Raw genomic sequence first — 255 nt, forward strand, 5'->3', positions numbered from 1 at the left:
TACCAACGTTTTTTAAGTGACATTGGCTACCTAGTGCCAGAGCCTGCAAATTTTAAAATTGAAACACAACAAGTTGAACCCGAAATAGCCGTTACGGCAGGCCCACAGTTAGTTGTTCCAGTAAGTAACGCACGCTTTGCACTTAATGCAGCTAACGCACGTTGGGGCTCGTTATACGACGCCTTATATGGCACAGATGTGTTAAGTGAAGATGACGGGGCAGAAAAAGGCACTGCCTATAATCCGGTTCGTGGC

Annotated in this window: 1 pseudogene; it reads left to right on the top strand. The window is 46.3% G+C overall.

Features of this window, described 5'->3' with window-relative positions:
* A pseudogene (locus AC0IXA_RS27800) lies at positions 1–255 on the top strand (malate synthase G); the annotation flags it as partial.

The organism is Pseudomonas sp. AC083 (genome assembly GCF_979253165.1).